Origin of the sequence: Caballeronia sp. INML1 (assembly GCF_023631085.1) — a bacterium.
Classification (GTDB): Bacteria; Pseudomonadota; Gammaproteobacteria; order Burkholderiales; family Burkholderiaceae; genus Caballeronia; species Caballeronia turbans.
The window spans coordinates 122613-148481 of sequence record NZ_JALQDT010000004.1 but is presented as its reverse complement, the minus strand read 5'-3'; the positions used below and the strand labels follow the sequence as shown (position 1 = coordinate 148481).

Here is a 25869-nt window from a genome sequence, read left to right as displayed (position 1 = left end):
GCGTTCACCTTGGCTTCAGGTGCGGAACGGGGGATTTGTCGAGTTTCGTGCGATCGCGCCTGATCGGCCATCAGGCGCCCGCTGCGTCAAACGCCCGCCGTATCCCGCTGATCGCGCACCGCCTCTTCCGCCCGCTGCTGCTGCAACGCCCACATCTGCGCAAACAGCCCGCTCGCGCGCAGCAGTTCGGCGTGCGTGCCTCGCTCCACGATGCGCCCGTGATCCATCACGATGATCTGCTGCGCATGCACGACCGTCGATAACCGGTGCGCGATGATGAGCGTCGTCCGCTCGCGCGCGATCGAATCGAGTTCGTGCTGAATCGCGCGTTCGGATTTCGAATCGAGCGCCGACGTGGCTTCGTCGAAGATCAGGATCGGCGGGTCTTTCAAAAGCGTGCGCGCGATGGCGACGCGCTGCTTTTCGCCGCCCGACAGCTTCAGCCCGCGCTCGCCGACAGGCGTGTCATAACCCGCCGGCAACGCCTCGATGAACTCGTGGATATGCGCCGCGCGCGCCGCCGCGATCACTTCGTCGCGGCTCGCCGAAGGACGTCCGTACGCGATGTTGTAGTAGATCGAATCGTTGAAAAGCACGGTGTCCTGCGGCACGATGCCGATCGCCGCGCGCAATGAATCCTGCGTCACGTCGCGAATGTCCTGTCCGTCAATCCTGATGCTTCCGCCCTGCGCGCGATCGAGATCGTAGAAGCGAAAGAGCAGCCGTCCGAGCGTCGACTTGCCCGAGCCGCTGTGTCCGACCACGGCCGTCGTCGTGCCTGCGGGAATCGTGAAATCGACGCCATGCAGAATCGGCCGCGCCTTCTCGTATGCGAAGCTCACGTTCTCGAAACGCACTTCGCCGCCGCGCACGGCAAGCGCCTGCGCGCCCGGCGCATCGGGGACTTCGCGGCCCGCGCCGAGCAGCGTGAACATGCGGTCCATGTCCGTCAGCGCCTGCTTCAGCTCGCGATACACGACGCCCAGGAAGTTCAGCGGGATATAAAGCTGCAGCATGAACGTGTTGATGAGCACGAGGTCGCCGAGCGTGAGACGCCCCGCCATCACGCCCTGCGTCGCGCGCCAGAGAATGAATACGAGCCCGACGCCGATGATCATCTGCTGCCCGAAGTTCAGCATCGACAGCGAGCGCTGTGACTTGATCGCGGCCGCGCGATAGCGTTGCAGGTTTTCATCGTAACGGCGCGTTTCCCATTCTTCGTTACCGAAGTACTTCACGGTCTCGTAGTTGAGCAGCGAATCGATCGCGCGCGAGTTCGCCTTCGAGTCGAGATCGTTCATCGTGCGGCGGAAATGCGTGCGCCATTCGGTGACCTTCACCGTGAAGACGATGTACGAGGCGAGCGCGACGAGCGTGACGATCGCGTAATACGCCTCATACTTCGTCACGAAGAATGCGAGCACGAGACCGACTTCGACGAGCGTCGGCAGGATGCTGTAAAGCGAGTAGGACACGAGTTGCTGGATGCCGCGCGTGCCGCGCTCGATATCGCGCGACATGCCGCCCGTTTGCCGCTCCAGATGGAAGCGCAGCGACAGCGAATGCAAATGCCGGAAGACTTGCAGCGCGAGTTGCCGCACGGCGCTTTCGGTGACCTTCGCGAAGAGCAGCTCGCGAAGCTCGGTGAAAAGCGATGTCGAAAGCCGCGCGCCCGCATAAGCGATCACCAGCAGCCCGATGCCGCCGATCAGCACGATGCCCGGCGCGTCGTTCGCGCGTCCGAGCGCGGTGAGGTGCTGCACGGAAGCGAGGCTATCGACGATGCGCTTCATCACGATCGGCACGCCGAGGTTCGCGACCTTCGCGCCGATCAGGCACGTCAGCGCGAACGCGACCCGCCATTTGTACGTCGTGAGATAAGGCAGCAGTGAGCGAATCGTCTGCCAGTCGTTGCGCGGACCTTGGGCCATCGGGCCGGGCTCGCTGTTGGAATAGCGGCGCATGAGTCGTATCGTTTGAGCGCGTCGCTTGGGCGCGGCGTGGGGACGCTGTTATCGGCGGAACGAGCGCACGTCTCTCGCATGCTTTCCCGTACAATTTACTTCAGGCCCCGGCGTCATGGAGGTTTCCGCCTCGCGCGCTGGGGCTCATTCATCAACATGCATTGTCGCAGAAGGTTCGAGGGGCCGCTCACGCCGGCCGGCCTTCCGCCGCAATCGCAAACCGGAACGCCTCCCATGACAGACCACTCCAGCCTTCCCGAGAAGCACGTCGCGCTGCGCGTCGTGCCGCAGCCCGCCGACGCCAACGTCCACGGCGACGTCTTCGGCGGATGGATCATGGCGCAGGTGGATATCGCCGGCTCCATTCCGGCGAGCCGCCGCGCGAACGGCCGCGTCGCGACCGTCGCGGTGAATTCGTTCCTGTTCAAGCATCCGGTGTTCGTCGGCGACCTGCTGAGCTTCTACGCCGATATCGTCAAGACGGGCAATACGTCGATCACGGTATCGGTCGAGGTCTGGGCGCAGCGCATGAGCCTCGCCGAAGAAGTCGTCAAGGTCACGGAAGCGACGCTCACTTACGTCGCGACCGACCGCGATCGCCGTCCGCGCGTGCTGCCGTCGCTCGATTAAAGGCGATCAATGGGGCAGCACGCCCTGCTGCAACAAGCCCGGAATCGCTTCGTGCGGCATCGGGCGCGAGAACAGATAGCCCTGCATTTCGTCGCAATCGCGCTCGCGCAGGAAATCGTGCTGCGCGTGCGTTTCGACGCCTTCCGCGATCACCTGCAATTCCAGCGAATGCGCGAGCGCGATGATCGCCGACGTGATCGTTTCGTCATCCCCCGACGAGCCGATATCCGCGACGAACGAGCGGTCGATCTTCAACCGGTGCACCGGGAAGCGCTTGAGATACGACAGGCTCGAATATCCGGTGCCGAAGTCGTCGATCGCGATGCCGATGCCGAGCGCCGATAGCTCCGAGAGCATCGTGATCGCTTCCTCGGCGTTGCGCATGATCGCGCTTTCCGTGAGCTCCAGTTCGAGATAGCGCGGCTCCAGCCCGGTCTCTTCGAGCACGGACGTCACGAGCCGCGCGATGTCGCGCTGCTGAAAATGGCGCGCCGACAGATTCACCGACACGCGCGCCGGCGGCAGCCCGGCATCCTGCCACGCCTTGTTCTGACGGCACGCTTCGCGCAACACCCACTCCGACAGCGGCCCGATCAGGCCGCTCTCTTCCGCGACCGGAATGAACGACGCCGGCGACACGAGCCCCTGCTCCGGATCGCGCCAGCGCACGAGCGCCTCGATGCCGACGATCGCGCGCGTCGTCATGTCCACTTGCGGCTGATAGTGCAGCAGGAACTCGCCGTCGCGCAGCGCGCGCCGCAAGCGCCGTTCGAGATTCATGCGCGCGCCGACGCTCGCGTTCATCTCCGGCTGATAGAACTGATACGTGTTGCGGCCCATGTCCTTCGCGCGATACATCGCGAGATCGGCCTTCTTCATCACGGATTCGGCGTCGTCGCCGTCCTGCGGATAGAGACTCGCGCCCATGCTGCAGCCGACGTAAAGCTCTGTATCGTCGAGCCAGACCGGTTCCGAGATCGCCGCGCGCGTGCGTTCCATCCATGCGATCAGCCCGGCTTCGTCGGTGATATCGGGCAGCACGACCACGAACTCGTCGCCGCCGTGACGCGCGACCGTATCGCTCGATCGCGCCGAGCGCGCAAGCCGCTCCGCGATCACCGCGAGCAGGCGGTCGCCGACGCTGTGACCGAGACTATCGTTGACGTTCTTGAAGCCGTCGAGATCCATGAAGACGACGGCGATCTTCGTCTCGCGCCGCCGGGCGGTTTCGATCGCGTGCTGCAAGCGGTCGCGCAGCAGATTGCGGTTCGGCAGGCGCGTGAGCGTGTCGTAGTTCGCCTGATATTCGAGTTCTTCCTGATAGCGCATCAGATCGGTCACGTCGTTGATGATGCCGATGTGATGCGTCGTCATGCCCTGCGCGTCCGGCACCGGCGCGACGAAGAGCTGATTCCAGAAGAGCGCGCCGTCCTTGCGATAGTTGCGCACCACGACGCTCGCCTCCGTGTTCACGGCGAGCGCGCGGCGAATCGCGGTGAGTCCGTCCTGATCGCCGTCGGGGCCGTGCAGAAAGCGGCAGTCCTGCCCGATCACCTCGCTCGGGTCGTAGCCGGTGATGCGCTTGAACGCCGGATTCGCATACTCGATCACGTTCGCGCCGTCCACGACGCCCGTGATCAGAATCGCGTTCACGCTCGCGTCGAGCGCGCGGCTTTGCAGGCGCAGCGCGAGTTCGGCGCGCTTGCGATCGGTGACATCGTGATACGAGCCGAGCACGCCGATTGTCTGTCCTTCGCCGTCGAGCAAGGGCAGCTTGCTCGTGACCACGGTGCGCAGTTGCTCGCCCATCACGATGTCGCGCTCGTAATGCATCTTCGGCACCGTCGTGACGATGACTTCCTCGTCGTCCGCGCGCACGACGTCCGCAAACGCGCTCCACGGCAGTTCGAAATCCGTCTTGCCGATGACCTGCTCGTTGTACGCGAGACCCGCATCGCGCGCGAACGCGTTGTTGCAGCCGAGATAACGCAGGTCGCGGTCCTTCCAGAACACGCGCTGCGGAATGTTGTCGATGACCGCTTCGAGCATCTCGTTGGATCTGCGCGCCTCGGCTTCCGCATTGATGCGGTCGGTCACGTCGTTCGCCAGCATGAAGATGCCCGGACGATTCGAATACGTGAGCGAGTGATGCGAGACATCCGCGCCGACGATCGCGCCATTCTTGCACCGATAACGCCACACGCCCGCCGAGCCTCGCCCCGATGCGGCACGCTCGCCGCTCTCGCCGCCGCTGCGCGCGAGCCGTGCGGCGAAGCGGTCGAAGTCGTCCGCGTGATGCAGATCGCGCAGCGTCATGTTCATGAACTCCGGCTCGTTGAAACCGAAGTGCTCGATCGCAGCCTGATTCACGGCGACGAAGCGCATCGTCTCGCGATCGACGATCCACATCGGCACCGGATGCGCCTCGAACATGCCGCGAAAGCGTTCGTTGCTGCGCTGCCTCGCACGCACGACGCCGAGCTTCTCGCGCGATTGCCGCTCGCGGCTCGCGAACAGATAGATCAGCACGGCGCTGCCTGCGAGCATCGTGAAGACGAGCAGCAGCATCGCGCCGCCCGAGGCCTGCGCGGACTCATCGAGGGCGACGATGGTCGCGTTATCGATGTGTGAGCGCACGACGTCGAGTTCCTCGTCGACGCTCTGCTGATCTTCGCCCAGCGCGACGAACGCCGCGTCGGCCCATGCGCGCGATTCGCCGGGGTCGGCGTGCTTGGCGCGCTCGAATGCGCGATCGGCATCGTGGCGCATCGCTGCGGCGCGCGCGGCGAGCGCATCGAATGCCCCCGACATGCCCGGCTCGGCTGCGATCTGCGCGCGCAGCCCGCTTTCCAGTGCATCGAGATGCGCCTCGCGCGCCTGATGCTGCGCGTCGCTTTCAACGATGCCGGTCGCTTCGAAGCGGCTCAGTTGCGTGAGGGATTCGCCGAGCGTGCCGCGCCATGCCGCGAGATCGCGCAGGAGACTCATCGAGCGCAGCGTGCGCGCGTCGCTTTCGCGCAGCCCGCCGATGCGCTCGCAGGCGACGAACGCGTTCGCGCCGAGCGCGGCCAGTACCACGGCAATGTTGACGAGCAAACCTCTGGAGAGGAATCGGGTCATGAGCGGCGGGCTTAATCCTTTGATGCGCGTCGGACGCGCATCGAGGCGACGCGCGTCCACGCGAATGCGCGGCGTAAAACTCGTCCACGCCGCGATTGATGGATAACGCCCAATAACGGCACCGCTCGCCCTACATTTAGGGCTAGTCCGCAAATAATCTGATTAAAACGCGCGCTTAACGTTTGCGCGCCCCGGCGCTCACTCGGCGAGGCCGAATTCCTTCATCGCGGGAAGGAAATCGTGATTCACCTTGTCGGTGTTGCGCGAGAGTTTCGCGAGCGCGTATCGCTGGAAACGGTCGAGCCTGCCCCAACGATCGAGACTCGGCGCGCTCACGCCGCACAGGCTGCTCTGCCGGATCACGGTTTCGGGCACGGCATCGGCGTGCATCCACACCGGTTCCGGATCGCGCTCGATCTTTTCTGGCGCTGCGTTCGCGTGCGTCTTCAACATCTCTTCGAGCGCGAGGTCGAAGTTCTTCTCGAGTTCGGCATCGTCCTCGACCGGGAAGCGGGCGAGCAGCGCGCGATCGTCGTAAGGAAGCGCCTGCCATTGATCGAGCGTGATGCGCATGCCGAAGCGATCGAGATTAAAGCGCACCGCAAGCGGGATGAAGCGCAGATTGTCAGAGGATTCGACTTCGAATCCGAAGAGACGGGCGGCGTCGTAGAGTCCCATAGCGAAGCCTCGTTGGATTGAGCGGAGGTGCGCGACGCGCATCGCCGCTTAAGTTATTGTAGGGCCTTGGATCTGGCTGGAACCATTGCACTCTAGCCGCTGCTCGCGCCGCAAAGCGTGCGAACAGCAACGATAAGCAGCAAGTCATATACCCGACTTTACTCGAAGTGAGCGGTCAGGAGCATTGAAGTGAATCAACTCGAAACCGACGATCAACCAGGCTTCGTCGAGCGCCAGGTGCGCAGGCATCGCAGGAACGAGAGCACCGTCGCCGCGGACAACGTCGGTCAGGAATGGCCCGTCGCGCTCGTTTTCAATGGCATCTCCCACGCGGTGATGATGTGCACGCCGCGCGATCTCGAAGCGTTCGCCGTGGGATTCTCGCTGACGGAGGGCATCGTCGAGCGTGGCAGCGACATTCACGATATCGAGGTCCATTTCCGCGATGACGGCGTCGCATTGCCGCATGCCGAAGTGCATCTTCAGGTCGTGCAGCAGGCCTTCGCTACGCTCAAGGACAAGCGCCGGGCGCTCGCCGGGCGCACGGGCTGCGGCGTGTGCGGCATCGAAAGTATCGAGTTGCTCGATCTTCAGCCGGAACAGGTGCCGGACACGGGCTTTCTCGCGCGCCTTGCGCCCGATGCGATCGAGCGCGCCGCACGCGAATTGCCCGCGCATCAGCAGTTGATGAAGCTCACGGGCGGCTTGCATGCCGCCGCATGGTGCGACGAAACCGGCGCGGTGCGCTACGCCTTCGAGGACGTTGGAAGGCATAACGCGCTCGACAAGCTCATCGGCCAGTTGATCCTGCGGCGCGAGGACACGACGCAAGGTTTCGTGTTTCTGTCGAGCCGCGCGAGCTATGAACTCGTGCGCAAGTCGGCGCGCGTCGGCGTGCCGATGGTCGCGACGATCTCCGCGCCCACATCGCTCGCCATCGCGATCGCGAAGCAGGCGGGCTTGCGGCTCGTCAGCTTCGCGCGCGAGAACAGCTTCGTCGAATACGACGTCGAATGAAGCGCCTTACTCGAACTGGCTGAAGCTCGGCTTGCGTTTTTCGAAGAACGCCTGAAACGCTTCGCGGGCTTCGGGCGCAACCAGCATCCGCGCGAAGTGCGCGGCTTCGTCCTCCATGCGCGCGCTCACTTCATGCGTCTGCGCGCCCTTCATCAACGACTTGGTCACACGCAGCGACGATGCCGGCAGCATCGCCAGCCGCTTCGCTCTGTCGAACGCGTAGGGGTCTAGCTCGCCTGCGTCGATCGCGCCATTCACGAAGCCCATGCGGATCGCTTCGTTCACGTCGAACGCTTCGCCGAGCAGGAGCTTTTCCGCCGCGCGCTGATAACCCGCCGTGCGCGGCAGCAAAAGACTCGACGCCGCTTCGGGACACAATCCGAGCTGCGAGAACGGCAGCGAGAACTTCGCGTTCGTGCTCGCGTAGACGATGTCGCAATGCAGGAGCATCGTCGTGCCTATGCCCACCGCCGTCCCCGCGACCGCCGCCACGATCGGCTTCGGAAAGCCGCTGATGCGCCGCAGGAACTGGAACACGGGCGCGTCGAGACCCTTGGGCGGATCGTTCAGAAAATCCTCGAGATCATTGCCCGCGCTGAACGTACTGCCGTTCGCGCGAATCAGCACCGCCCGCACGGTCGCGTCCATCTCGGCTTCGTAGAGGCCGTCGGCCATTTCCTGATACATCGCCGCGGTGATCGCGTTCTTCTTTTCCGGACGATTGAGCACGATGCTCAGCACGCCGTCCGCGCGTTCGATCTGAATGTCCATCCGCTGTCTCCTTCATGCCGGTCCGCGAGCGACGACACTCGCGGACCATTCACGATCAAAGGCGTTCGATGATGCCCGCCGCGCCCATGCCGGTGCCGACGCACATCGTCACCATGCCGTACTTCAGGTTGCGCCGGCGCAGACCGTGCACGACCGTCGATGCGCGGATCGCGCCCGTCGCGCCGAGCGGATGGCCGAGCGCAATCGCACCGCCGAGCCGGTTGACCTTCGACGGGTCGAGACCGAGATCGCCGATCACCGCGAGCGCTTGCGCCGCGAAGGCTTCGTTCAGTTCGATCCAGTCGATGTCGTCCTGCTTCAGCCCTGCCGCCTTCAACGCGGCCGGAATCGCTTCCTTCGGCCCGATGCCCATGATTTCCGGCGGCACGCCGCGCACCGCGAAGCTCACGAAGCGCGCGAGCGGCGTCAGGTTGAACTGCTTCAGAATCTTTTCCGACACGACGATCAGCGCGCCCGCGCCGTCCGAGGTCTGCGAACTGTTTCCCGCCGTGACCGAGCCCTTGTTCGCGAACACGGGACGCAGCTTCGCCAGCCCTTCCAGGTTGGTTTCGCGCGGGCCTTCATCGAGCCTGATTTCGCGATTATTCGTGCGCACTTCGCCCGATGCGAGATCCGGAAAACGCTCGTTCAGCGTGTAGGCGGCGATTTCATCCGCGAATTCGCCCGCCTGTTGCGCGGCCAGCGCGCGGCGATGCGACTCCACCGCGAACGCGTCCTGCGCCTCGCGGCTCACCTTCCAGCGTTCCGCGACCTTTTCCGCCGTCAGGCCCATGCCGTACGCAATGCCGACGTCTTCATTGCGATCGAAGATATGCGGCGACAGCGACGGCTTGTTGCCCATCATCGGCACCATGCTCATTGATTCGCAGCCCCCCGCGATCATCGCCTCGGCTTCACCCACGCGGATGCGGTCCGCCGCCATCGCGAGCGCGGTCAGGCCCGACGCGCAGAAACGGTTCACCGTCACGCCGCCGACCGTGTTGGGCAAGCCCGACAGCAGCGCGCCCATGCGAGCGACGTTCAGACCTTGCTCGGCTTCGGGAATCGCGCAGCCGACGATCGCGTCTTCGATCACGCTCGTGTCGAGTCCCGGCACTTGCCCGACCGCGGATTTGATCGCGTGAACGAGCAGCTCGTCGGGGCGCGTGTTCTTGAACACGCCACGCGGCGCCTTGCCGATCGGCGTGCGGCTCGCGGCGACGATGTATGCGTCTTGAAGTTGTTTGCTCATTGATTGCTCCGCGATTAGTTGCGAACCGGCTTGCCGGTCTGCAGCATGCCCATGATTCGCTCTTGCGTCTTCTGCGTGCCGAGCAGTTCGACGAACGCGCGGCGCTCGAGCGCCAGCAGCCATTCTTCGTCGACGAGACTGCCCGCTTCGACATCGCCGCCGCAGACCGCTTCCGCGATGCGGCTCGCGATCAGATAGTCGTGGTCGCTGATGAAGCGCCCGTCGCGCATGTTCACGAGCGACGCCTTGATCGTCGAGATCGCCGAGCGCCCCGCCACCGGCACCTGCTTCACGCGCAATGGCGGCCGATAGCCCGATGCGCTCAACGCACGCGCCTCGCTCTTCGCGATGTCGAGCAACTCGTGCACGTTGAAGACGATCGTGTCGGACGGCTTCAGATAGCCCATCGCGCGGGCATCGAATGCGGACGACGAGACTTTCGCCATCGCCGCGTTCTCGAAAGATTTCTGCAGGAACTTGAGCAGATCGCTGGTCGCATTGACCGCGCCCGCTGCTTCCGCCGCGCGCAACGCGGCCTCCTTCAGACCGCCGCCCGCCGGCACCAGACCGACGCCCACTTCCACGAGACCGATATAGCTCTCGACATGCGCGACGCGCTTCGCCGAATGCAGCAGCAGTTCGCAGCCGCCGCCGAGCGCGAGGCCCGACACAGCCGACACCACCGGCACGTTTGCGTACTTCACGCGCAGCATGCCTTGCTGAAACTTCTTCACGAACGGATCGATGCCTTTGGCGCCGCCCATCATGAACGCGGGCATCGCTTCTTCGAGATTCGCGCCCGCCGAGAACGGGCCACCCGGCGCGCCGAGTTGCAGCGACGTCGGCTGCCAGATCACCACGCCGCGATATGCCTTCTCCGCGAGTTCGATAGCCTGCGTGAGGCCGTCGATCACGCCCGGGCCGATGGTGTTCATCTTGGTCTTGAACGAGACGATCACGACATCGCCGTCGTCACGATCGAGCCAGGCGCGGACGCTCCCGGTTTCGAACAGCGTCTTGCCGAAGGTCTTCGGATCGGCGCCCGTCACGCCTTCGAGCGGCGCGCGGAACACCTGCTTCTCATAGACGGGCAGCGCCGAACGCGGTTCGAAGCGCTTCGATTTCGGCGACCACGATCCTTCGTTCGTGTGCACGCCGTTCTTTTCGGCGACCGGACCTTCGAGCACCCACGCGGGCAGCGGCGCGTTCGAGAGCGCCTTGCCCGCATCGATATCCTCCTGCACCCACTTCGCGACTTGTTGCCAGCCCGCCGCCTGCCAGCTTTCGAACGGCCCCTGATTCCATCCGAAGCCCCAGCGGATCGCGAGATCGACGTCCCGGGCATTGTCCGCGATCGATTCGAGATGCACCGCGATGTAGTGGAACACGTCGCGGAAAATCGCCCACAGGAATTGCGCCTGCTTGTTGTCGGTTTCGCGCAGGAGCTTGAAGCGCTCGGCGGGCGGACGCTTCAGGATGCGGCCGATGAGCTCGTCGGCCTTCGCGCCGCCATCGACGTAAGCAGCCGTTTTCGGATCGAGCACCTTGATCGCGCGTCCTTCCTTGCGATAGAAACCCGCGCCCGTCTTCTGGCCGAGCGCGCCATTCTTCACCAGCGCTTCGAGCACCGGCGGCGTCTTGTAGACAGAGAAGAACGGATCGTCGGGCAGGTTGTCCTGCATCGTCTTGATGACGTGGGCCATCGTGTCGAGACCGACAACATCCGCGGTGCGGAACGTCGCCGACTTCGCGCGGCCGAGTCGCGCGCCGGTCAGGTCGTCGACTTCATCAAAGCGCAGGCCGAACTTCTCCGCTTCGGCAATCACCGCGAGAATCGAGAAAACGCCGACGCGGTTCGCGATGAAGTTCGGCGTGTCCTTCGCGCGCACGACGCCTTTGCCGATCACGCTCGTCAGGAAGGTTTCGAGCTGGTCGAGAATCTCGGGCTTCGTGGATTCGGTCGGGATCAGCTCGACCAGGTGCATATAGCGCGGCGGATTGAAAAAGTGCACACCGCAAAAGCGCGACTTCAGTTCGTCGGAGAAGCCGTCCGACAAAGCCGTGATCGACAGGCCCGACGTGTTGCTCGCGAAAATCGCGTCCGGCGCGATATGCGGCGACACTTTCTTGTAGAGATCGTGCTTCCAGTCCATGCGCTCGGCGATGGCCTCGATCACGAGGTCGCATTCGGCGAGCTTCGCGATGTCGTCGTCGTAGTTGGCGGGCTCGATGTATTGCGCGTCGTCCTTCACGCCGAACGGCGCGGGTGACAGCTTCTTCAGGTTCTCGATGGCCTTCAGCGCGATGCCGTTTTTCGGGCCTTCCTTTGCGGGAAGATCGAAGAGCAGGACGGGCACACGCGCGTTGATCAGATGCGCGGCGATCTGCGCGCCCATCACGCCCGCGCCGAGCACGGCGACTTTCTTGATGTTCAGGGTGCTCACAGGTTTGTCACTCCGGGGTTCGTGAACGTGGGTTGATTCGGTTTGCTTTCGGCGCCCTTGGAACGACTGGTGCGACGGACCGTGCGCCGTCCAAGCCGCGAGAGTTTTGTGTGGGCACTCGCTACGGAGCCCACGAACACTTGGCAAGCATGGCCAAACTGCGTGTGACCGCGGGCGTCTCGAGCTGCTTTCCTTGGCTACCTTCTTTGCAGCAGCAAAGAAAATGACCGCCGCCCCCGCACAGGGGCAACGCCGATAGACCAATAAAAAACGGGATCCGGCAAAAGCCCAAAAAAATCAGAAGAGCGCTTCGTCGTAGTCCATCATCGGCTTGGCCCCGGCACGGGCAGCCCGAATCGTCGAAGCGGTCTCAGGCAGCAGCTTGGCGAAGTAAAACCGCGCGGTGGCGAGCTTGGCCTTATAGAAGGCATCGCCGGAAGGGGCATTGTCCAAAGCAACCCGTGCCATCCGCGCCCAGAAGTACGAAAACACCAGATGCCCGACCGTACGCAAATACGGCACGGCCGCAGCGCCCACTTCATCAGGATTCTGCATGGCCTTCATGCCGATCTCCATGGTGAGCTTCTGCACCTTGTCGCCGATATCCGCGAGCGGGTTGATGAACTCCTGCATCTCCGGCTTTACGCCTTCCTGCTCGACGAAATCGGCAACGAGCTTGCCGAAGCGCTTCAGCTTGGCGCCCATGTCGCCGAGAATCTTGCGCCCGAGCAGATCGAGCGCCTGAATGGAGTTCGTGCCCTCGTAGATCATGTTGATGCGCGCATCGCGGACATACTGCTCCATGCCCCATTCGGAGATGAAGCCATGGCCGCCGTAGATCTGCATCGCCATATTCGTGCCTTCGAACGCGTTGTCCGTCAGGAAGGCCTTGATCACCGGCGTGAGCAGCGCGACGAAATCAGCGGCCTCTTGACGCACGGACTCGTCCGCGTGCGAGAGTTCCTTGTCGATATTGAGCGCCGCCCAGTACGTGAACGCGCGGCCCGCTTCGGCATAGGCCTTCTGCGTGAGCAGCATGCGGCGCACGTCCGGATGCACGATGATCGGATCGGCAGGCTTCTCCGGTGCCTTCGGGCCGGTGAGCGAGCGCATCTGCAAGCGCTCTTTCGCATACACGAGCGAGTTCTGATACGCGACCTCGGTCAGGCCGAGACCCTGCATGCCGACGCCCAGCCGCGCGGCGTTCATCATCACGAACATCGCGTTCAAGCCCTTGTTGGCCTCGCCGACGAGCCAACCCTTTGCGCCGTCGAGATTCATCACGCAGGTCGCGTTGCCGTGGATGCCCATCTTGTGCTCGATCGAGCCGCACTTGATGCCGTTGCGTTCACCGATCGCACCGTTCGCATCGGGGACGAACTTCGGCACGATGAAAAGCGAGATGCCCTTCGTTCCCATCGGCGCGCCCGGCAGACGCGCGAGCACCAGATGAACGATGTTCTCGGCCATGTCGTGCTCACCGCTCGAGATGAAGATCTTCGTGCCGGTGAGTGCGTAGGAACCGTCGGAATTCGGCTCGGCTTTCGTGCGCAGGATGCCGAGATCCGTTCCGCAATGCGGTTCCGTCAGGCACATCGTGCCGGTCCACTCGCCCGAGACGAGTTTCGATAGATAGGTCGACTTTTGCTCCGGCGTGCCGTGCGCGTGCAGGCATTCGTACGCGCCGTGCGAGAGACCGGGATACATCGTCCAGGCCTGATTCGCCGAGTTGAGCATTTCGTAAAGCGCGTTGTTCACGAACGCAGGCAAGCCCTGACCGCCGTACTCGGGATCGCACCCGAGCGCGGGCCAGCCCGCATCGATGTACTGGCGGTAAGCCTCTTTGAAGCCGGCTGGCGTCCTGACGACGCCGTCGCCCTCGTAAGTGCAGCCTTCGCGGTCGCCGCTCTGGTTGAGCGGGAACACGACTTCGGAGCAGAACTTGCCGGCTTCCTCGAGCACCTGATTGATGGTGTCGGCGTCGAGGTCGGCATGCCGCGGCATGCTCTTCAGTTCAGCTTCCACGTTCAGCACTTCGTGCAGCACGAATTGCATGTCGCGAAGGGGGGCGGCGTACTGTCCCATGAGTCTCTCCAGTTTCTTCAAGCTTCTGGTTGCGCGCCGCCGAGCCACCTTCTCGATGCGAACGGCGCCGCTAACGGCTGTCGGTGTGTTGTGATGTCAGATTCGTCGCCGTATTCGCCGCCGGTTGAGGGATGCCCGTTCCGGCTCCCGCATTCGACGTCTGATACGACACGATCGTCTTTTCGAGCGCGTCCCGCGTCAGTTGCACGGCTTCCGGCAGATGCAGGAAGCGCGCGTCGTGATGCAGGCCGAGCGTGAAGCTGTACAGCTCGAAAAGCATCAGATGCGGGTCCGTCTCCGGCTTCAGATGCCCTTCGTCCTTCGACTGGCGGATCGCGCGCAAGAGCGCCTCGCGCCACATGCTCACGCTGTGCACGAGCTGCTCGCGCACGGCGCTCGCGGCGCGGTCGTCGTACTCCACCGCTCCGCTGATATAGATACAACCCGTGGTCACTTCCTGGATGCGCTTCTCCATCCAGCGATTCATCATCGCGCGCAATCGCGGCAGGCCGCGCGCTTCACGCAGACTCGGAAAGAACACTTCATCTTCGAAGCGCCGGTGGTACTCGCGCACCACCTCCACCTGCAAGTCCTCGCGCGACCCGAAATGCGCAAACACACCGCTCTTGCTCATTTGCATCCGCTCGGCCAGCAGGCCGATCGTCAGCCCTTCCAGCCCGTCCCGACTTGCCAACTCCAGCGCTGCGTCGAGAATCGCGGCCCGCGTCTGTTCGCCTTTTCGCATGATGTCCCTACCGTTCTTATGTGACCCGTAAAATCGAACGGCCGTTCTATTATTGTGGCCGAACGCTGGTGATACAAGCAAATTTTTAGATACGCGTTTCTAAAACGCCAGGGCATGTCTATAGGATAAATCTCAACAATGCCTGCGCCCATTGTCGCGTTTTATGTACGGACTGCCTGTAAGTGACTGCCCGAGTTCCCGATTCGTGGGATCCTTTACCTGATGATGCTTGTAGTCCAGTATTCTTGCGCAATCGCTGCTAAATAGCAGTTAATCGTACTGACCAATGGTGATCATTTTCATCATGAGGCGATAAGTGTTGTACGCAAGCCAACTCAGCGCCCGCTCCGTAACAGGCCGCGACGCATAGTGTTTTTCATCGATCGGGCGGCCTTCGTCAAACGCCTGAAGAATGGCATCGTGCAATCCGGCGATTTCGGCGTGATTCACGAGCACCATGTTGGCCTCGTTGTTGAGCACGAGCGACAGCGCATCGAGGTTCGATGAGCCGATGGTGGCCCAATCCGCGTCGACGACCGCGACCTTGCCGTGAAGCATCGTCTTTTCATACTCGGCGATCCGCACGCCGTGCTTCAGCAGGTTGCCGTAGAGGAACGGCGTCGCGTAATCGAGAGCCACGAATTCCTTGCGACCGATGACCAGCGACACGCGTACGCCACGCTCGGCCGCGTTGACGAGCGCGCGCCTCAACTTGCGCCCCGGCATGAAGTAAGGATTCGCGAGCAACACTTCGCTCTCGGCGTGGGCGATTGCCCGCAGATACGCCTTTTCGATCGCGCGACGATTCAGCAAGTTGTCGCGCGCGACGAACGCGATGCACGGCTGGTCCACCGCGTGAATTTCACCGAGCCGCGCGCGCCGGCGCGCCAGCATCGCGCGGCGTGCGTTCCATCGGCCGGGCCCGCGATCGTTTTCCTGCTGCTCGCAACCCGGCTGCGACGGCTGCCGCGGCTTCACGCCGAGCCGAATGCGCTGCCATTGAAGGTCGAACGCTTCGATCACGTCCTTCACGACGGGGCCTTGCGCCTCCATCGCGAAGTCCCAGCGCGGCCGTTCGAGACGCGTGCCGTTCTGATCGTAGTCGTCGACGATATTGATGCCGCCGCAAAACGCATACGTCTCGTCGATCAGCGCGAGCTTGCGATGCGTGCGCGAGAAGCCGAGCGGCCCGAACAGCAGATGCGGGTTGTAAATACGATGCTCGACGCCGCGCTCCTGCCAGAGCTTGAACATCGGCAGATTGCTTTCCGTGCCGATGCCATCCGTGATCACACGCACCTTGAGGCCGCGTTCGGCGGCGCGCACGAGCGCATCGGAGACGGCGCGACCGATGTCGTCGTTGGCAAAGATGTACGTTTCCAGCGACACCGACTTGCGCGCGTTGTCGATCCGCTCGATCAACGCCGGGAAGAATTGCACGCCGCACTTGAAGAGCCGAACGTGGTTGCCGGACGTGAAGCAAAGGCGCGGCGGTCGACGGCCCAGAAACAGCGCCTGGCGCAGCCGCTTGAAACTGCGCCGTGGACGCAGTCCGATCATCGGTTATGCGCCGCGAGGCGCTCGGGCAATTGCAGGATGGCTTCCCGGTTCGACCACGAGAAGCATCGGTCGGCGGCCTCGCGAAACGGCAGCCACAGATGCGCGGTGTGCTCGCGCGGCGCGAGCGTCACTTCGAGACAATGCGGCACGAGCAGGCTGAACTGATGCTCGGTGTTGCGCGTGATGCCTTCGGCGTAACGATGCCGCCATTGCGGATAGATTTCGTACTGAATGCTGTGATGCCAGTCGAGCAGCGCGTTCTCGGGCACGAGCGTGCTGCCGATCACGATACCCGTCTCTTCCTCAACCTCGCGCGCGGCGGTCTCGATCAGCGGTTCGTCGATACGATCCTTCGAGCCTGTCACCGATTGCCAGAAACCCTTGTGATCCGCACGTTCGATGATGAGCACATCGAGTTCCGGCGTATGAATGACGACGAGCACGGATTCAGGGATTTTGGGCGGCTTCTGCATGTCTTTATGAATGCGCGTTTCATTATTTGTCTGTGCCCAAAGACTGTAACGCAAAAAGTGAAAAAGGCGCACCCGGCGCCTTTTTCATCACATCGACAACGAAGCGGCTCAGTGCGCCTTCTGCTCCGGCTGACGCAGACGGATGTGGAGCTCGCGCAACTGGCGCTCGTCCACTTCGCTCGGCGCCTGCGTGAGCAGATCCTGCGCGCGCTGCGTCTTCGGGAATGCGATCGTGTCGCGGATCGAATCGGCGCCGGACATCAACGTGACGATGCGGTCCAGACCGAACGCGATGCCGCCGTGCGGCGGCGCGCCATACTGAAGCGCGTCGAGCAGGAAGCCGAACTTCAGGCGCGCTTCTTCCGCGCCGATCTTCAGCGCGCGGAACACCTTGCTCTGCACGTCTTCCTGGAAGATACGCACCGAACCGCCGCCGATTTCCCAGCCGTTCAGCACCATGTCGTATGCCTTCGCAAGGCAGCGGCCCGGGTCGGTTTCGAGGTACTCGAGGTGCTCGTCCTTCGGGCTCGTGAACGGGTGATGCGCGGCCACGTAACGGTTCTCTTCCTCGTCGTACTCGAACATCGGGAAGTCGATGACCCACAACGGCTTCCAGCCGGTTTCGAGCAGGCCGGTCGCCTTGCCGAATTCCGAATGGCCGATCTTCAGGCGCAGCGCGCCGAGGCTGTCGTTCACGACCTTCGCGCGATCCGCCGCGAAGAAGATGATGTCGCCGTCTTGCGCCGCCGTGCGCTCCATGATCGCCGCGAGCGCCGCGTCATGCAGGTTCTTGACGATTGGGCTTTGCAGGCCGTCGCGGCCGCGGCTCTTGTCGTTAACCTTGATCCACGCGAGGCCCTTCGCGCCGTAGATGCGCACGAACTCCGTGTAGCCGTCGATGTCGCCGCGCGACAGTTCGCCGCCCTTCGGCACGCGCAGCGCCGCGACTCGGCCGTCCTTCGAGTTGGCCGGCATGCTGAACACCTTGAAGTCGACGTCCTTCACCGCATCCGTGAGGTCGGCAAATTCGAGCTTCACGCGCAGATCGGGCTTGTCCGAACCGAAGCGGCGCATCGCTTCCGAGTACAGCATGACCGGGAATTTTGCGGGCAGCGCGACGTCCATCGTCTCCTTGAAGACGTGACGGATCATCTCTTCGAACAGATCGCGGATTTCCTGCTCGTTCAGGAACGAGGTTTCGCAGTCGATCTGCGTAAATTCCGGCTGACGGTCGGCGCGCAGGTCTTCGTCGCGGAAGCATTTGGTGATCTGGTAGTAGCGGTCGAAGTTCGCGACCATCAGCAATTGCTTGAACAATTGCGGCGACTGCGGCAGCGCGAAGAACTGACCCGCGTTCACGCGCGATGGCACGAGGTAATCGCGCGCGCCTTCCGGCGTGCTCTTGGTCAGCATCGGCGTTTCGATGTCGATGAAGCCTTGCGCGTCGAGATACTTGCGCACTTCCATGGCGACGCGGTAGCGCAAGCGCAGGTTCTTCTGCATCTGCGGACGGCGCAGATCGAGCACGCGATGCGTGAGGCGCGTGGTCTCCGACAGGTTGTCGTCGTCGAGCTGGAACGGCGGCGTAACCGATGCGTTCAGCACGGTCAGCTCGTGGCACAGCACTTCGATCTTGCCGCTCGTGAGGTTCGCGTTGACCGTGCCTTCAGGACGCTCGCGCACGACGCCCTTCACCTGTACGCAGAATTCGTTGCGCACGCCTTCAGCCACCTTGAACATCTCGGCGCGGTCCGGATCGCAGACGACCTGAACGAGCCCTTCGCGATCGCGCAAGTCGATGAAGATAACGCCACCGTGATCGCGGCGGCGATGCACCCAGCCGCACAGCGAAACGGTTTGGCCCAGGCGGGCCTCGGTCACCAGACCGCAGTATTCAGATCGCATCGACATGATGTTTGTGTCTTTCGTTGTTCGTTGATCAACGGCTCGCGCGTTCGGGTCTCGCTCTTTCGGTCGGCGGACTCCAGGCTCGCGCGCGCCGGCATTACATCGGCGGCTCGGTGGGGCGGCGGGCGGGCGCGACCGGCGTCGGCGCGCTCGGGGCGGGGGCCACCACGCCCATCGAGACGATGTACTTCAGTGCGGCGTCGACGGTCATGTCCAGTTCGACCACTTCGCTTTTCGGCATCATGAGGAAGAAGCCGGACGTCGGGTTCGGCGTCGTCGGCACGTAGACGCTCACGTGCTCTTCGCCGAGATGATTCAGCACGTCGCCGCCCGGAATGCCTGTCAGAAAGCCAATGGTATACGAGCCCTTGCGCGGATATTCGATCAGCAGCGCCTTGCGGAACGCGTTACCGCTCGAAGAGAGCAACGTATCCGATACTTGTTTCACACTCGTATACAAAGGCCCGACCACCGGGATATGGCGCAGGATGGCGTCCCACCATTTCACGAGCTTCTGGCCAACGAAGTTCTGCGTCAATAATCCGACGATGAAAATGAAGGCAATCGTCAGCACGGCGCCCACGCCCGGCAGGTGAAAGCCGACGACGCGCTCGGGCTGCCACGATTCCGGCAGGAGCAGGAGCGTCTGGTCCATCGTCCCGATGACGAGGCCCAGTACCCACAAGGTGATCGCGAGCGGCACCAGCACGAGCAGGCCGGTGAGGAACACGGATTTCAGCGTAGTCTTTTTCGTGGTCATTTAACGGGGCGGAGGCTGCGCCGGCTCCCGATCGTGTCGGAAATCCGGCTTGGCAGGCGAGCCGCGCCCAAATTGCGCGCGGTCGGCGAGGTCATCTGCGCGCCATAGGCCAGGCGGACTGGCGACCCGGCGCTTCAGGCAGCGTCCGACGATGCGGAGGCGCCCGCCGCGGGCTTGGCGGCATCCGACGATGACGTGCTTGCCGGCGTTGCGTCGCCCGAATTCGCGTTGCCGGAGCCAGCGGTCGCAGCGTCCTCCGTTTTCGTTGCCGGTGCGCTGCCCTTCGAACCGTTATTGCCGCTTCGAAAATCGGTGACATACCAACCCGAGCCTTTCAGCTGGAATCCGGCGGCGGTCACCTGCTTCGAGAACGTATCCTTTCCGCAGGCAGGGCATTGCGTGAGCGGCGCATCGCTCAGTTTCTGAAGCACGTCTTTTTCGTGGCCGCAGTGTGCGCAGCGGTACGCGTAAATCGGCATGGCACTCTTCCTACAATGATCTGTCGACGCTTGCAAAGCCTTGAATTATAGCCGCAAACTTGACCCGCAATTTTCCGCAGGACGGGCACAAGCTTGATCGCCCGATATTTCGGGGCGCCGTCGGCGGTTTTCAAGTCGGCCGGCTCAGATTCGTCGCCAGGTCATCCACCGTTCGCGGCCGGCGAATACGGGAATCGAGCCGCTCACCTCGCGGTCTTCGGTCAACTCGAAGTGCGGCGACAGCAGCGCGTCCAGTTCGCCGCGCCCGATGCCGAAAGGCGGCCCTTTCGGCGTCGACCCGATGAAAAAGAAGCCGGCGAGCAGCGCACCCGGTTCGAGCAACGCAGCCATCCGGGTGGCGTAGTCCTGCCAGCGGACTTTCGGCAGCGCGCACAGAAAGGCCCGTTCGTAAATCCAGTCGGGCGAAAAAGGCGGCGCGTATGCGAAGAAATCCGCCTCTTCGACGACGTCCGCATGCGCGCCGAGTCGCGCACGCGCCGCTTCAACGGCGCCCGAGGAGAAGTCGATCGCGCGCACCGGCCAGCCGCGTTCGGCCAGGTAAAGCGCTTCGTACGCGCTGCCGCAGCCTGGAATGAGCACATTCTGCGCATGGCGCGACTCGACGAACGTCTTGAACATTTCCGGGACGCCCGCCTGATCCCACGGCGTGAACCGTCGGTCGAAGCGTTCATCCCAAAAACCCGGCGAATTCGGATCGCGGTTCTGAAAATCGGGAACGTCTGGATTCGTCGGATCGCTCATGATGTCGGCGTTCAGTGAAGCAAAAACTGCGCGGCCACGACACCCGCGCCCGCCATCGCAACGAGGCCGGCGACGAGCAGCGTCACCAGCAGGCGGTTCGTGCGCTTTTGCTCGGCTAAAAGCATCCGCATGAGTTCGTCACTGCCGCTCCTCGGCGCGTCGTGGCGCTCCGCAAGAATATGGTGAACCAGTCGCGGCAACTGTGGAATCGTCTTACTCCACTGCGGCGCTTCCATCTGCAGGCGCTCGTACCAGCCGCGCCAGCCAATCTGCTCGTTCATCCAGCGCTCGAGATACGGCTTGGCCGTTTTCCACAGATCGAGCTCCGGGTCGAGGGAGCGCCCGAGCCCTTCGACGTTGAGCATCGTCTTTTGCAGCAGTACGAGTTGCGGCTGGATCTCGACGTTGAAGCGGCGCGACGTCGAGAAAAGGCGCATCAGCACCTGCCCGAGCGAAATGTCCTTCAGCGCGCGATCGAAGTACGGCTCGCACACCGCGCGAATCGCGCTTTCCAGCTCCTCGACGCGCGTGCTCGGCGGCACCCAGCCGGATTCCAGATGCAGCGTCGCGACACGGTGATAGTCGCGCTTGAAGAACGCCAGAAAATTCTGGGCGAGGTAGTTCTTGTCGAAGTCCGACAACGCCCCGACGATGCCGAAGTCCAGCGCGATATAACGCCCGAACGTCGCCGGATCAAGGCTGACCTGAATGTTGCCGGGGTGCATGTCGGCGTGGAAGAAGCCGTCGCGGAACACTTGCGTGAAGAAAATCTCGACGCCCTCGCGCGCGAGCTTCGGGATATCGACGCCGGCCGCACGCAGCGTTTCCACCTGGCTGATCGGCACGCCGACCATGCGCTCCATGACGAGCACCGTCGGCGCCGACAGATCCCAGTACATTTCCGGCACTTGCAGCAGATCGAGGCCCTGGAAGTTTCGGCGCAACTGGCTGCCGTTGGCGGCCTCGCGCATCAGGTCGAGCTCATCGTGCAGATATTTGTCGAATTCGGCGACGACTTCGCGCGGCTTCAGGCGACGGCCGTCCGCCCACAGGCGCTCGGCCCACGTCGCGATATCGCGCAGCAACGCGAGGTCGGAGTCGATCACGGGAAGCATGCCCGGGCGCAGCACCTTCACCGCAACCGACTTGCCCGCGTGCTCGCCGTACCTGATCTTCGCGAAATGCACCTGCGCGATCGACGCGCTCGCCACCGGCACGCGCTCGAAATCGTCGAACAGTTCGTCGATGGGCGCACCGAGCGACTTTTCGATGATGGACACCGCCACCGCCGAATCGAACGGCGGAACCTGATCCTGAAGCTTGGCGAGTTCATTGGCGACATCGACGGGCAAAAGATCGCGCCGCGTCGACAGCACCTGCCCGAACTTCACGAAGATCGGTCCGAGGCTTTCCAGCGCGAGCCGCAGACGGATGCCGCGCTCGATCTCGAACCGGCGGCCGAAGGTCGTGATGCGCATGAGAAAGCGCACGCGTCGATCGTCGATGCCGCTCATCACGAGTTCATCGAGCCCGAAGCGGACGATCGTGAAAAAAATCTTGAGAAAACGCAGAAAACGCATGGTTCGAATTCGCTTCAGCTCGTTATTCGTGCGAGTCGCGCACAGACTCGCCGCCGGTTCGCGCTGAGGCACCGCTTGCCGGCCGTGGTTGTTCGGTTCGTTGTCCGCTTTGTTGCTCGATTCTTTCGATGCGCTTTTCGACGCGCGCAAGCGCATCGCGCGTTCTCGAAAGCTCGGCGTTGAACGCGTCGAGCGCGCTCTTGCGCACGAGTTGCGGCCGCTCGTCGAGGAAGTATTCGGTGAAAGTGTCCAGCAGATTCCGCCCGGTGCGCTGCGCCTGCTCCTGCACCGCCCGCGCGACGAGTCCCACGCGATGCGCAGGCGCGTCGCCGATCACGCGCGCCAGATCCTCTTCGGGATCCCAGCGCAGATGCTCCGCGAGCTTTGCGAGGGTCGTCGCAAACTCCGCGTCGCCTTCGATCCGGACATGCTTCATCACCGCGGCCTGTCCGCCTTGCAGAAATATCGGCAGCGCGTCGAGCGGAACGGCGATCGTCACGTCGAATGCGCCCGCCTCGGCGTCGGTGGTCGCGGCAAAAAGGCCATCAGCTTGCACCGCGAGCGCGATCGAAACCGGCGTGCACGACAGCTTTACACGCTTGCTCGCGTACGGCTTGAGGCGTTCGAGCGCCCAAGGCTCGCGCACGAGCAGATGATTCACGGCGGCCGCGAATCCACTGGATGCGGTCTTCATGGCGGGATTTGCTACGGAACGGGCGGATTCGTCTGCGTTCGTCATCGATTCGGAGATAAAAAAACCCGCGCAAGCGGTGGCTCGCGCGGGTCCTATTCTACGGGGTAAATCTGCGCGAGACGCTTTCGCGCGGTTTCCCATAACTATCTCGACATACGCTGCGCAGACCGCGCCGGACAGCAACGCGGTGGCGCTCTACAGATTTGCGCTTGCCGGCATCAACTTACCTGCTGAATCCCCGCCAGCAGCCAGCCTTCATTGCCGACTTTTTGCTTCGACAGGTTCCACACCTCGACGAACGGCTCTGCCGCCGTGCCTTCCGACTCGCGGATGAGACCGTGGAAGCGCACGCTAGCGAGGTACTCGTTCGGGCGATCTTCGACGCCGAGCAGATCGGCGTTGAGCTGCACCACGTCCGTGCGGTTCGGCGCGCTGCCGCGGGCATCGACGTCGAGTTTCACTTCGGCGAACATTTCGGGCGTCGTGAATTCGCGGATGTCGTTGACATTGCCGCGGTCCCACGCGTCCTGAAGTCGCACGAAGTAGACCTTCGCGTTACGCAAGAATGCGTCGGTGTCGAAGCCAGCCGGCACGTTTGGATTCACGGCCGGTTGCGGCGCCGCGGATTCGATGTAGTTCGCGCCGAAGCCGCTCGGCTGTTGCGGCACTTGCGGCGGGTCTTGGTTCAGGCTCGTGCGCGCGGAGGCGCCGTACGGCGAACCCGAGGCCGAACCGGCACCAGCGTATGCAGGCGTGTTATTGCCCTGACGCTTGCGCATGATGAAGCGGAACAGCATGACGGCCGCCAGCACGATCAAGGCAATCATGATCATGTTGGCCATCGCGCCGGCGAACGCTTCGCCCAGCCCGAAGTGCGACAGCAGCGCCGCGATACCGAGACCCGCCGCAAGACCGGCAATCGGTCCGAGCCAGCGATTGCGCGCGGGTTGCGCCGCTGCCGGTGCAGCGGGCGCGGGCTGGGCGCGCTGAGCCTGCGCCGCCTGCCCCGCCTGCCCCTGCTGCATGGATTGCGACGGCGGCGTGGCTTGATGCTGCTGCGTCGCCGTGGCCGACTGACGGCCCATGCTGCGGCCGCTGCCCATGCGCTTGGCTTCCGCCGTTTCCGCGAAGATTGCGCCGGCCGCAATAACGCCAGCCAGCGCCAAGACTCCGGCCTTCCTGAAAAAGAAGCTCAGGAAACCCCGGGATTGGGGTTTGCGCGAATCGAACATATCGAATCCTTAAGAGAGTGGAACACTAAAATTTTGTCCCGACGTGTAACGCTACCACGCCACCTGACAAATTGTAATATTCGACTCGATCCAAGCCTGCTTGTTCCATCATCGTTTTCAAAGTTTCCTGGTCCGGGTGCATGCGGATCGACTCGGCGAGGTACCGATAGCTGTCCGCATCTTTGGCCACTTTTTCGCCAAGCCACGGCAAAATCTTGAAACTGTAGATATCGTACGGCTTTTTGAGCGGTTCCCACACCTTCGAGAATTCCAGCACGAGAAGCTTGCCACCCGGCTTCAGCACGCGGGTCATTTCCGCCAGCGCACGGTCCTTGTGCGTCATATTACGAAGACCGAAAGCAACCGTAACAACATTGAAATAACTGTTTGGGAACGGAATCTTCTCCGCGTCGCACAGCAATGCGGGCGTCAGCACGCCTTTGTCGATAAGCCGGTCGCGGCCCACCCGCAGCATCGATTCGTTGATGTCCGTGTGCCAGACTTCGCCGGTTTCGCCTGCCTGCTTGGCAAAGGCCATCGCCAGATCACCCGTGCCGCCCGCGATATCCAGCACCTTGTAGCCCGCCCGCACCTTGGCCTGCCCGATCGTGAAGTGCTTCCAGATCCGATGCAGTCCGCCGGACATCAGGTCGTTCATCAAGTCGTAGTTGCCAGCAACGGAGTGGAACACGCCCGCCACTTTCTTCGCCTTGTCCTGCTCGTCGACCGTTTCGTATCCGAAGTGGGTCTTGCTCATCGCGCTCTTCCTCGCCTGTTGTTCGTTCTATGTATGCGCAATCGTCGCGCCGGCTGTGCGGCCGTATGCCGCAGCCTTGATGCTTAGTGGCAGTGGCCACCGGTTGGTTTGGCTGCCATCGGCGTGTCGCGGTCCACGCCCGCGGCTTCCAGTTTCGCCAGATACTCGCGCCACAATTGGTCCTGCCGCGTCGCCAGGTTGTGCAGGATGTCCCACGAATAGATGCCCGTATTGTGGCCGTCCGAAAAATTCAGTTGCAGCGCGTAATGCCCGACCGGATCGATGCCGATGATCGTCACCTCGCGCTTGCCGGTCTGCAGGGTGTCCTGGCCCGGTCCGTGGCCCTGCACTTCAGCGGAAGGTGAGTAGACACGCAGCAACTCGAACGGCACGCGATACGACTCCCCGCCGTATTGCAGTTCGAGCACGCGGGATTTCGAATGCACGACGACGCCGGTGGGAATCGGCGTCGTTGAAGTGAGTCCGCTCATGATGTCGTCTTATGGGTGACCAACCTGCGGGCCGAACGCCTGGTTCAGCTCGTTGCGCACCTGCTCGCGCAAGAGCGTCGCCTGCGCGCGGCGTTTCGATAGCTGCGATTCGGACACCGTGCGCTGGCGTGGCGCCCAGATCGGCAGAGGGAAGCGGGAATCGTTGGAAAAGCGTGGAATGATGTGCCAGTGGACGTGCGGCACCTGATTGCCGAGGCTCGCCAGATTGATCTTCTCCGGCACGAGCACGCGGCGCATCGCGCGCTCGACGCCGTTCACGGCCGTCATCACGCGCGCACGGTCACCATCCGACAAATCGGACATTTCGGCGACATGCGCGCCCCAGATCACGCGGCACAGTCCCGGCCAGTCGGGCTCGTCAGCGAGGACGACGCGCAATGCGTCGTCCGACCACAGCACCTCACCGCCGTCTTCACGGCAAAACACACAGTCCATCTCGACCCTCT

The 25869-nt window shown here is 63.1% G+C and carries 22 protein-coding genes; 2 read left to right on the top strand and 20 right to left on the bottom strand.

The annotated features are described in order from the left end of the window. Positions 1-86: 86 nt before the first annotated feature. Entirely contained in the window at positions 87-1964 is a 1878-nt protein-coding gene (locus NCR38_RS01710) for an ABC transporter ATP-binding protein/permease (RefSeq protein WP_061117829.1), read from the bottom strand. Between the two features lie 234 nt (positions 1965-2198). On the opposite strand from NCR38_RS01710, the gene NCR38_RS01705 reads away from it, so the two are divergent. Beyond that, positions 2199-2594 (top strand): acyl-CoA thioesterase, encoded by a 396-nt coding sequence (locus NCR38_RS01705; protein WP_061117830.1) that lies wholly within the window; start codon positions 2199-2201, stop codon positions 2592-2594. 6 nt (positions 2595-2600) lie between these two features. Here the strand turns inward: NCR38_RS01705 and NCR38_RS01700 are convergent, their stop codons facing one another. Together NCR38_RS01700 and NCR38_RS01695 are read right to left on the bottom strand one after the other, a co-directional pair. Beyond that, on the bottom strand, positions 2601-5714 hold the full coding sequence (locus tag NCR38_RS01700) for an EAL domain-containing protein (protein WP_250476280.1): 3114 nt from the start codon (positions 5712-5714) through the stop codon (positions 2601-2603). 198 nt (positions 5715-5912) lie between these two features. Then, positions 5913-6392: a nitrate reductase associated protein gene (locus NCR38_RS01695; RefSeq protein WP_061117831.1), complete on the bottom strand. Its 480-nt coding sequence runs from the start codon at positions 6390-6392 to the stop codon at positions 5913-5915. A 189-nt stretch (positions 6393-6581) separates the two neighbouring features. On the opposite strand from NCR38_RS01695, the gene fdhD reads away from it, so the two are divergent. After that, positions 6582-7409, top strand: a complete 828-nt coding sequence (fdhD, locus tag NCR38_RS01690; protein ID WP_250476279.1) for a formate dehydrogenase accessory sulfurtransferase FdhD — start codon at positions 6582-6584, stop codon at positions 7407-7409. 6 nt (positions 7410-7415) lie between these two features. Here the strand turns inward: fdhD and NCR38_RS01685 are convergent, their stop codons facing one another. The 17 genes from NCR38_RS01685 to NCR38_RS01605 all read right to left on the bottom strand — a co-directional run bounded on the left by NCR38_RS01685 (position 7416) and on the right by NCR38_RS01605 (position 25858). Next, on the bottom strand, positions 7416-8180 hold the full coding sequence (locus NCR38_RS01685) for an enoyl-CoA hydratase (protein ID WP_250476278.1): 765 nt from the start codon (positions 8178-8180) through the stop codon (positions 7416-7418). Positions 8181-8235: 55 nt separating this feature from the next. Continuing rightward, positions 8236-9432: an acetyl-CoA C-acyltransferase gene (locus tag NCR38_RS01680; protein ID WP_250476277.1), complete on the bottom strand. Its 1197-nt coding sequence runs from the start codon at positions 9430-9432 to the stop codon at positions 8236-8238. A gap of 14 nt (positions 9433-9446) precedes the next feature. Next, a complete protein-coding gene (locus NCR38_RS01675; protein WP_250476276.1) occupies positions 9447-11876 on the bottom strand; it encodes a 3-hydroxyacyl-CoA dehydrogenase/enoyl-CoA hydratase family protein in 2430 nt (809 codons plus the stop codon). 297 nt (positions 11877-12173) lie between these two features. Continuing rightward, positions 12174-13961 (bottom strand): acyl-CoA dehydrogenase C-terminal domain-containing protein, encoded by a 1788-nt coding sequence (locus NCR38_RS01670; RefSeq protein ID WP_061117894.1) that lies wholly within the window; start codon positions 13959-13961, stop codon positions 12174-12176. A 70-nt stretch (positions 13962-14031) separates the two neighbouring features. Then, a complete protein-coding gene (locus NCR38_RS01665) occupies positions 14032-14706 on the bottom strand; it encodes a TetR/AcrR family transcriptional regulator (protein ID WP_061117836.1) in 675 nt (224 codons plus the stop codon). A gap of 270 nt (positions 14707-14976) precedes the next feature. Next, positions 14977-16266, bottom strand: coding sequence for a phosphatidylserine/phosphatidylglycerophosphate/cardiolipin synthase family protein (locus NCR38_RS01660; RefSeq protein WP_061117837.1), 1290 nt, complete (start codon positions 16264-16266; stop codon positions 14977-14979). Beyond that, entirely contained in the window at positions 16263-16739 is a 477-nt protein-coding gene (nudB, locus tag NCR38_RS01655) for a dihydroneopterin triphosphate diphosphatase (RefSeq protein ID WP_250476275.1), read from the bottom strand. Before nudB ends, NCR38_RS01660 begins: the two co-directional genes overlap by 4 nt. Before the next feature lie 108 nt (positions 16740-16847). Further along, positions 16848-18650 carry an aspartate--tRNA ligase gene (gene aspS / locus NCR38_RS01650; RefSeq protein ID WP_061117839.1) on the bottom strand — a complete coding sequence of 601 codons (1803 nt, stop codon included), beginning with the start codon at positions 18648-18650 and terminating at the stop codon, positions 16848-16850. A gap of 94 nt (positions 18651-18744) precedes the next feature. After that, on the bottom strand, positions 18745-19407 hold the full coding sequence (locus tag NCR38_RS01645; RefSeq protein WP_061117840.1) for a DUF502 domain-containing protein: 663 nt from the start codon (positions 19405-19407) through the stop codon (positions 18745-18747). 134 nt (positions 19408-19541) lie between these two features. Continuing rightward, complete coding sequence (locus NCR38_RS01640) at positions 19542-19886, bottom strand: FmdB family zinc ribbon protein (protein ID WP_250476274.1); 345 nt, start codon at positions 19884-19886, stop codon at positions 19542-19544. 144 nt (positions 19887-20030) lie between these two features. Next, positions 20031-20648, bottom strand: coding sequence for a methyltransferase domain-containing protein (locus NCR38_RS01635; protein ID WP_250476273.1), 618 nt, complete (start codon positions 20646-20648; stop codon positions 20031-20033). 11 nt (positions 20649-20659) lie between these two features. Beyond that, entirely contained in the window at positions 20660-22228 is a 1569-nt protein-coding gene (gene ubiB, locus NCR38_RS01630) for a ubiquinone biosynthesis regulatory protein kinase UbiB (protein WP_250476272.1), read from the bottom strand. Between the two features lie 22 nt (positions 22229-22250). Then, complete coding sequence (locus NCR38_RS01625; RefSeq protein WP_250476271.1) at positions 22251-22922, bottom strand: SCP2 domain-containing protein; 672 nt, start codon at positions 22920-22922, stop codon at positions 22251-22253. A 218-nt stretch (positions 22923-23140) separates the two neighbouring features. Continuing rightward, on the bottom strand, positions 23141-24154 hold the full coding sequence (locus NCR38_RS01620; RefSeq protein WP_250476270.1) for a Tim44 domain-containing protein: 1014 nt from the start codon (positions 24152-24154) through the stop codon (positions 23141-23143). Between the two features lie 25 nt (positions 24155-24179). Further along, positions 24180-24911 (bottom strand): bifunctional demethylmenaquinone methyltransferase/2-methoxy-6-polyprenyl-1,4-benzoquinol methylase UbiE, encoded by a 732-nt coding sequence (gene ubiE, locus NCR38_RS01615; RefSeq protein ID WP_250476269.1) that lies wholly within the window; start codon positions 24909-24911, stop codon positions 24180-24182. Positions 24912-24994: 83 nt separating this feature from the next. Next, complete coding sequence (locus tag NCR38_RS01610; RefSeq protein WP_250476268.1) at positions 24995-25402, bottom strand: gamma-butyrobetaine hydroxylase-like domain-containing protein; 408 nt, start codon at positions 25400-25402, stop codon at positions 24995-24997. Between the two features lie 9 nt (positions 25403-25411). Further along, positions 25412-25858, bottom strand: a complete 447-nt coding sequence (locus NCR38_RS01605; protein ID WP_061117847.1) for an HIT family protein — start codon at positions 25856-25858, stop codon at positions 25412-25414. Positions 25859-25869 lie beyond the last annotated feature (11 nt).